The following is an 8003-nucleotide window of genomic DNA, read 5'->3' as shown; positions in this document are numbered from 1 at the left end:
ACCGATCTTCAGCGTGGCGGACTATGGTCTCGTCGGCGATCTGTTTAGCGTCGTGCCCGAGCTCGCAAACGAACTGGCCTGAGACCACGATAACCATGCTGGCGATCATTCAAGACAAGGTTCGGACCGAAGCGGCTCAACTCGCCGACAGGGAGGACGCCACGCTCTGGCGCTGGTTCTCCGAACTCTACGACGAAGGACGAATCCGCTGGTGCCGATCCGCGCACGGATGGCTCGTCAGCGTGGACCACAAGCATCTCGCGACGGAGACGGACTTCGACAAGGCGATTCGCGTTTCGCGCGAGCGTTTCTACAGCAACAGACTCAAGCGTGCAGAGCGGCTTCCCTTCCCACACCCAAATCAGACAAATAGGAGAGAATAGCGGCCTAGCTCGCTGACCGAGGACCGAACAGAGCAAAGCTAACTCGCGAGCCAGATTCCGGGACCTCCAAATAGTGGCAACCGAACAAATCTACAACCCGAGTGTCAATGCGCCCGCGCCGGCGCGCCCGCGAACATCGACTCCGAACGTCATCGTGTTGTGCGGCACCCTCATCGCGCTCGTCATGGTGGGGCTTTGCGCGCTGGTGCTGTATCAAGGCAGAATCGATGCGCTCGACCGCGCGCGCGACACGTCGCGCAATCTTGCGCTGCTCGCGGAGCGCGATATCGAGCGCAATTTCGAACTGTACGAACTCTCGCTGCAAGCTGTCGTCGAAGGGGTGCAGCGCGACGATGTAATCAGCCTGCCGCCGCGGCTGCGCAACGACGTGCTGTTCGATCGCGCCGCGACCGCCCGCGATCTGGGATCGATACTCGTGCTCGACGAAAGCGGCAAAATCGTCATCGATTCGGGCAGCCTCGAGCCCAGACCGGGCAATTTTGCGGATCGAAGCTACTTCACCGTCCAGCGCGAGAACCCGAACATCGGGCTTTACATCAGCAACCCGTACGCGTCGCGTCTGCGCGGCGGCGCGCCCAGCATCGCGCTCAGCCGCAGGCTATCGCATCCCGACGGATCGTTCGCGGGCGTCGCGATGCTCGCCATCAACCTCGAATACTTTCGCAATCTTTTCGCGGGGCTTTCGCTCGGACCGCACGGCGCCGTATCGCTGATCAGCCACGACGGCCTGATGATCATGCGTCAACCTTTCGATGCCCGCGTGATCGGCCGCGACATCAGCCACGCCGACACCTTCAGGCAGTTTCGCGCGGCGGAGCACGGCAGCTTCAGCGAGACATCGTCGATCGACGGCAGGCGCCGCCTCTACTACTTCCGCAACTTTCCGAACCTGCCGCTCATCATCATGGTGGCCGAAGGCGAAGAGGATATCTACGCGGCATGGCGGCGGCGCGCGATCATCATCGGCTCTTCGATGGGCGCGCTCGCGATCGGCTTCATCGCCTTGTCGTTCGTGCTCGCCGCGCAGTTCAGGCGGCGCATGCGCGCGGAGTCGGAGCTGCAGTTGCTCGCGCGCACCGACGGCCTCACCGGCCTGCACAATCGCCGCACGCTGGGCGAGATCCTCGATCAGGAATGGCGCAGGGCACGCCGCACGCGCAGTCTCTTTTCACTGCTGTTCGTCGATATCGATCGCTTCAAGGCGTTCAACGACGCCTACGGTCATCAGGCCGGCGACGATGCGCTCGCGGCTGTCGCGCGCTGTATCGGCGACAACATCCGGCGGCCCGTCGATACGGCCGCGCGCTATGGCGGCGAGGAATTCATCGTCGTATTGCCCGACACGCCCGCCGATGGCGCCGCGCAAGTCGCGGAGAAGATTCGCGCGGCCATCAGCGATCTGTCGATCGAGCACGCGGGCAGCGAGTTCGGCCGCGTGACGGCGAGCATCGGCCTCGCGAGCTGGCGGCCCGAACGTGACGACGACGTGAGCGCGCTCATCCGCGCCGCCGACGAGGCCCTCTACGACGCGAAGGCATGCGGACGCAATCGCGTCATGCAGGCGAGTCCCGCGTGAACCGCGGCAGCGCTCACTGCGCCTCGCCGCCCGCCATCGACTCGATGATGCTTTCGAGCTGCGCGCTCATCGGCATGTCGAGGCTCGTGCCCGACGGCAGGCGTTGCAGGAACCAGCGCTTGTATTGACGCTCGATTTCGCCATCGGCGGCGAGCTCCTGAAACGTGTCCTTCACCACTTGCGCGAGCTGCGGATCGTTCTTGCGATACATGATGCCGTACGGATCGTACGACAGATAATCGCCGATCACCTGATACGCACCGCCCTTCGACGCGTTCTCCGCGATGAGGCCGTATAGCAGCACGTCGTCGGTGGCGAACGCATCGGCCTGGCCATTCGCCACGCGCGCGAAGCCTTCCGCGTGATCCGGCACGACCTGCAATTGCATGCCGAGCCCGAACTTTCTGTCGAGGTCGCGCAAGGCCTTTTCATTCGTGGTTCCCGCCGTCACCGCGACCCGCTTGCCCGCCAGATCGCGAAACGAGCGGATCGGCGAGCCTTGCTTGACCATCACTTTAGTGCCGGCCACAAAGAAGATCGGTGAGAACGCCACGCGCTTCTGTCGCTCGATGTTGCTCGTGGTCGAGCCGCATTCGAGATCGACCTTGCCGTCGACGACCGCATCGATACGAGTCTCCGGCGTCACGGGCACCCACCGGATGTTCAGCTTCCTGTGGACCGCGTTGCCGATTGCCGCGACGAGCGACTTGCACAACTCGATCGAATAACCGATCGGCTCCTTGCGCGGACTGAGATAGGAGAACGGCACCGACGCATCGCGATAGCCGAGCGCGATCGTGCCCGTGTCGCGCGCCTTGGCGAGCGTGCCCGTCAGCGTCGCGGGCGCGTAGGCGTCGGCGTTCGGAGCAGGGGTTTGCACGTCGTCGGCGGCGCGCGCACCGAAGGCGAAGGCGATCAGGCTGGCCGAAGCCAGCGCCGCCAGGAAGCGCTGCGTCTTCATGGCTCGCCTCCGTCAGACTTGTGCGGGATGCGCCAGTGAGGCTTCCTGTTCGGCCTCGATACGCGCCGCATTCGCCGCCGCTTCCGACTCCGGCAGCAGCTCGCCTTCCCACTTGGCGACCACCGCGCTCGCGATCGAGTTGCCCACTGCGTTGGTGGCGGAGCGGCCCATGTCGAGGAAGGTGTCCACGCCGAGAATCAGCAACAGGCCCGCCTCGGGAATATCGAAATGGTTCAACGTCGCCGCGATCACGACCAGCGACGCGCGCGGCACGCCCGCCATGCCTTTCGACGTCAGCATCAGGATCAGCAACATGGTGATCTGCGTGCTGAGCGGAAGATGAATGTTGTACGCCTGCGCGATGAAGAGCGTCGCGAACGTGCAGTACATCATCGAGCCGTCGAGATTGAACGAGTAGCCCATCGGCATCACGAAACTGGAGATCTTGCGCTTCACGCCGAAGCGGTCGAGCGCGTCGAGGATCTTCGGATACGCGGCCTCCGAACTCGCAGTCGCGAAGGACAGCATGAACGCCTCCTTGATGAGCGACAGCAGCCTGAACACGCGCCGGCGCAGGAACAGGAAGCCCGCGAGCACGAGCAGCCCCCACAGCAGGAACAGGCTGATATAGAAGTCGGCCATGAAGACCGCGAACTTCAGGAGGATCGTCAGCCCGTTGACCGCGACAGTGGCGGCCATCGCGGCGAGCACCGCGAGCGGCGCGAGCTTCATCACGTAGCCGGTGATCTTGAGCATCACGTGCGAGAGCTGATCGATCGCCGCGAGCAGAATCTTGCCGCGTTCGCCGAGCGCGGCGAGCGCGACGCCGAAGAACATCGAGAACACGACGATCTGCAGGATCTCGTTGTTGGCCATCGCTTCGGCGAACGAGCGCGGCACCATGTGACTCACGAAGTCCTTGAGCGTGAATTTCGATGTCGCGAGATTCGCCGATGCGCCGATGTCCGGCAGCGGCAGTCCGAGGTTGTCGCCGGGCTTGAGCAGGTTCGACATCAAGAGCCCGAGCAACAGCGAAATGAGGGACGCAGTGAGGAACCAGCCGAGCGCCTTGGCGAACACGCGTCCGACCGAGGCGGCGTCGCCCATGTGCGCGATGCCGACGACCAGCGTGGAAAACACGAGCGGCCCGATCAGCATCTTGATGAGGCGCAGGAAGACATCGGACACGAGCGAGATGTAACCGGCGACTTCCGTGGCGGTCTTCTTGTCCGGGAAGCTCGTGAAGATCATGTAGCCGACCCCGATGCCGATGATCATCGCAACGAAGATCCAGATGGCTGCGGAACTCTTCTTGTTCATGTCCAGGCCTCCATTGACTGCATATCGAACGATTGCAATTTCAAATTCGGATGGAACGGCGATGCAAGACGAAACCGGCGACGCCCGTCGATTATGCATGAGCGGCGCGGCGGCATGTGTCCGCGAACAATCAAATGTTAGCGTCGCTCCCGGATCTTTGCTGGAAGCGCGCTAGCCGGGGGCGTGACGCGATCAGCCCGGCGTGCGCTCCGAAGCCGCTTCGCGACGGGCATTGTACGAAGGCGCGCTGGCGTCGTCCGGCAGCGTCGAGCCTTGCACGGCGGACAGCAGGTTTTCCACCGACGGGCCCATCGCGTCCGTGAAGGTCTTCGGATGAACGCCGATCCCGAGCACGAGCACGGCCATCGCGCCGAACAGCGCGAGCTCGCGCTTGCCGAGATCGCGCAGGCCGGCCACGCGCTCGTTCCGGACCGCGCCGAAGATCACGCGCTTGACCATCCACAGCGTATAGGCCGCGCTCAGGATCAGCGACGTGGCGGCCGCCGCGCCGATCCAGAAGTTCAGGCGGATCGCGCCCATCAGCACCAGAAACTCGCCGACGAAACCCGACGTGCCGGGCAGGCCGACGTTGGCCATCGAGAACAGCATCGCGCAGACGGCGAAGCGGGGCATCGTGTTGGCGACGCCGCCGTAGGCATCGATCGAGCCGTTTTTAGTGCGCTCGACCAGCACGCCCGTACACAGCAGCATCGCGCCGGACACGATGCCGTACGACAGCATCTGCACGACCGCGCCTTCGGTGCCGAGGCGATCGAAGGTGAAAAGGCCGAGCGTCACGAGACCCATGTGCGCGACCGCCGAGTACGCGAGCAGCTTGCGCATGTCGGTTTGCGCGAGCGCGACGAGGCTGCCGTAGATCACGGCGACGAGCGACAGCGCGATCATCGCCGGGGCGAAGAAGTGGGCGGCGTCGGGCACGATCGGCAACACGTAGCGCAGCATGCCGTAGCCGCCGATCTTCAGCATGCCGAGCAGCACCGCCGCGCCTGTCGGGCCTTCCGAGTTCACGTCGGGCAGCCACGTGTGAACGGGCCACATCGGCACCTTGACCGAGAATGCCGCGAGAAAGCAGACGAAAACCATGATCTGCGGCGTGAAGCCGAGCTTCAGATGACGCCATGCGTCGATGTCGAAGGTATGCGCCTGCGTCCACAGATAGATCAGCGCGGCCAGCATCGCGAGCGAGCCGAGCAGCGAGAAAAAGAAGAAGCGAATCGCCGCATACACGCGCCGCTCGCCGCCCCATGTGCCGATCAGCAGATATAGCGGAATCAGCGACGCCTCGAAGAACACGAAGAACAGCATGCCGTCCAGCGATGCGAACACGCCCTGCATGCAGCCCGAAAGCACGAGAAACGCGCCGTAGTACTGCGCGACCTGCTTCGTGACCGACTGCCACGACGCGATGAAGATGATGAGCGTCGTCACGGCCGTCAGCACGGTGAACCACAGTGAGATGCCATCGACGCCCAGATGGTACGAAATGCCGAACTGCGGCAGCCACTCGACGCGCTCGACGAACTGCATCGCGCTCGAAGCCGCATCGAAACGCGACAGCAGCGGCACGAGCGGCAGCAGGCCGAGCATCGCCCCGAGCAGGGCGACGGCGCGCGAGAGCGTGGCCGACGCGCTGAACGTCAGCACGAAGATGCCCGACACCACTGGAATCCAGATGAGAAAGCTGAGAACGGACGGCAGATGCATAGATTGGGTCGAAATCGGGCGCAAAGCGCGGCCAGCGCCCGAAGGCTCGCTGGAAAGGCGCGGTGACAGTGGAATGTAAGGCGGGACGAGTGCGCGGAGGTCTGCTTCCGGGTGCGCAATCTAGGCGTATTCCTAAGGGTTAACGAGCATAACCCAAAAGAAAAGATTTTGGGGGTGTTGCGGCGTATCAAATTCATTGCGCCGCGCGGCCTTGACATTTTTACCGATCATCGGATTGTTGGGTGCTGCGGCGAAAAAACCGCCCGTTCGCTCCGGGCTTGCCCTGATTTGCCCGGAGCCGCGCGGCCCTTAGCCTAGAACGCAAGGAGATAAGCATGAAAAAAATATTCAAGGCCGTCGTATTCGCGCTCGTTGCGTATCTCGTCGCCGACCGCGCCATGCTTCACGCGCAGGGACGGGACATTGCCGCGACGTCGTGTGCGCAGAGCGCAGCGCAGGTCGAGTTCGACGCGCTGGGCAAGGGCTTCAGCCAGGCGGCCGCGAGCAGCCAGCGCGACGCGTTCAGATCGCAATGCCTCGTGTCGGGCCGCTCGCAGCCCGGCGAGGCCATGGCGATGCGCTGAGAAACGCATCGCCTGGCGCACCGGGGCGTCAGTTCAGCTTCACCGTGGGGCGCACGCGTTCACGCAGCCATTGGCTCGCCGCGTACATCACCGCGCGCTTGACGCCCGTGAGGCCCATGATGTGCCGGCGATAGAGATGCCGGTAGCACGACGCCGCGAACCATCCGTCGATGAAGAGCGGCCGGCGTAGCAGTTCGCTCATCAGCGCGCCCGCCGCACCCGCGCGTCCGAACGAGATCAGCGTGCCCTGATCGCGGTATGCGAAATGCGCGACGGCGCGATCGTCGAGTCGGCGCGCGAGGGCATCGGCGAGATAGACGGCCTGCTGCCACGCCGCCTGCGCGCGCGGCGGCACCAGCGCATCGCCCTTCGACGCCGCGCACGCGGCGCAGTCGCCCATAGCGTAGATGCCGGAGCCGGGCTCGATTTGCAGCGTCGCGTCGACGATCACCTGTCCGAGCCGGTTCAACGGCAATCCTTCGAGCGTGCGCAGCACGGGCGGTCCTTCCACGCCCGCGGCCCAGATCGTGATATCGCTCTCGAGCGTCTCGCCGTCCGCGGTCGATACGGCGTTCGCGTCGACGGAACGCACGCGGCAACCGAGACGAAGCTCGACGCCGAGCCCCGCGAGCACATCCTGAGCGCGCGCCGAGATGCGCTCGGGCAGCGCGGGCAGCACGCGCGGCGCGCCTTCGAGCAGACGAATGCGGATATCGCTGGCCGGATTGAGCGACGCAAGGTGATAGTCGCGCAGCATCTCGGCCGAACCGCGCAGTGCGGCGGCCAGCTCGACGCCCGTCGCGCCGCCGCCGATCACCGTCACTGAAACCGGCGTCCTGGCCGCGCCGGGCGTCGCCTGCCGTGCATGACTCGCGCGCAGCAGACTCGACAGCAGACGCCGCCTGAATGCGTCCGCCTGCTCGACGGTCTCCAGCGTCAGCGCATGCTGTTCCGCGCCCGGAATCGAAAAGAAGTTCGTCACGCTGCCGAGCGCGAGCACGAGCGTATCGAATGCGAGCGTTCGCTTCGGCAGAACAGGACGGCCGTCGATATCGGTCGTCTCGTCTATGACGATCTCGCGCCTGCCGCGATCGATGTTCGTGAGCGCGCCTTGTTCGAAGCGAAAGTGATTCCACTTCGCGTGCGCGGCGTAATCGATCTGATGGCTCGACGCATCGATCTGGCCCGAAGCGACTTCGTGCAGAAGCGGTTTCCAGAAGTGCGTCGGAAAGCGATCGACGAGGATCACTTCGGCGCGCTTGCGCTTGCCGGCGCCATTGCCGAGACGCGTCGCGAGTTCCAGACCCGCGGCGCCGCCGCCCACGATGACGATGCGATGGGGCGAATCGACCTGGTGTCGTGCGTAAGGATTCAACATCATGGCTCTCCCGGAAGTGCAGTTCGAATGCTTGACGACCTCGTTGGAAAAAATA

General features: G+C 64.3%; 7 protein-coding genes. 3 read left to right on the top strand and 4 right to left on the bottom strand.

The features are described from left to right. The first annotated feature begins 95 nt into the window (after positions 1-95). Both U4Y90_RS14125 and U4Y90_RS14120 read left to right on the top strand, forming a co-directional pair. Positions 96-383 (top strand): hypothetical protein, encoded by a 288-nt coding sequence (locus U4Y90_RS14125; RefSeq protein ID WP_321795232.1) that lies wholly within the window; start codon positions 96-98, stop codon positions 381-383. Between the two features lie 73 nt (positions 384-456). Then, positions 457-1980: a diguanylate cyclase gene (locus U4Y90_RS14120; RefSeq protein ID WP_321795230.1), complete on the top strand. Its 1524-nt coding sequence runs from the start codon at positions 457-459 to the stop codon at positions 1978-1980. A gap of 13 nt (positions 1981-1993) precedes the next feature. Here the strand turns inward: U4Y90_RS14120 and U4Y90_RS14115 are convergent, their stop codons facing one another. The 3 genes from U4Y90_RS14115 to U4Y90_RS14105 form a co-directional block, all read right to left on the bottom strand. Then, positions 1994-2941, bottom strand: coding sequence for an amino acid ABC transporter substrate-binding protein (locus U4Y90_RS14115; protein ID WP_321795228.1), 948 nt, complete (start codon positions 2939-2941; stop codon positions 1994-1996). A 12-nt stretch (positions 2942-2953) separates the two neighbouring features. Then, positions 2954-4261, bottom strand: coding sequence for a dicarboxylate/amino acid:cation symporter (locus tag U4Y90_RS14110; protein ID WP_321795226.1), 1308 nt, complete (start codon positions 4259-4261; stop codon positions 2954-2956). A gap of 192 nt (positions 4262-4453) precedes the next feature. Then, on the bottom strand, positions 4454-5986 hold the full coding sequence (locus tag U4Y90_RS14105) for an NADH-quinone oxidoreductase subunit M (protein ID WP_321795224.1): 1533 nt from the start codon (positions 5984-5986) through the stop codon (positions 4454-4456). A gap of 335 nt (positions 5987-6321) precedes the next feature. Here U4Y90_RS14105 and U4Y90_RS14100 point away from each other — a divergent pair, with 335 nt between their 5' ends. Further along, positions 6322-6570: an adhesin gene (locus U4Y90_RS14100; RefSeq protein ID WP_321795222.1), complete on the top strand. Its 249-nt coding sequence runs from the start codon at positions 6322-6324 to the stop codon at positions 6568-6570. Positions 6571-6598: 28 nt separating this feature from the next. Here the strand turns inward: U4Y90_RS14100 and U4Y90_RS14095 are convergent, their stop codons facing one another. Further along, positions 6599-7951 carry an NAD(P)/FAD-dependent oxidoreductase gene (locus tag U4Y90_RS14095; protein ID WP_321795220.1) on the bottom strand — a complete coding sequence of 451 codons (1353 nt, stop codon included), beginning with the start codon at positions 7949-7951 and terminating at the stop codon, positions 6599-6601. Positions 7952-8003 lie beyond the last annotated feature (52 nt).

The organism is Caballeronia sp. J97, from assembly GCF_905220305.1.
Classification (GTDB): Bacteria; Pseudomonadota; Gammaproteobacteria; order Burkholderiales; family Burkholderiaceae; genus Caballeronia.
Note: the sequence above shows the minus strand (reverse complement) of the source record. Positions and strands in the feature narration are given on the sequence as shown.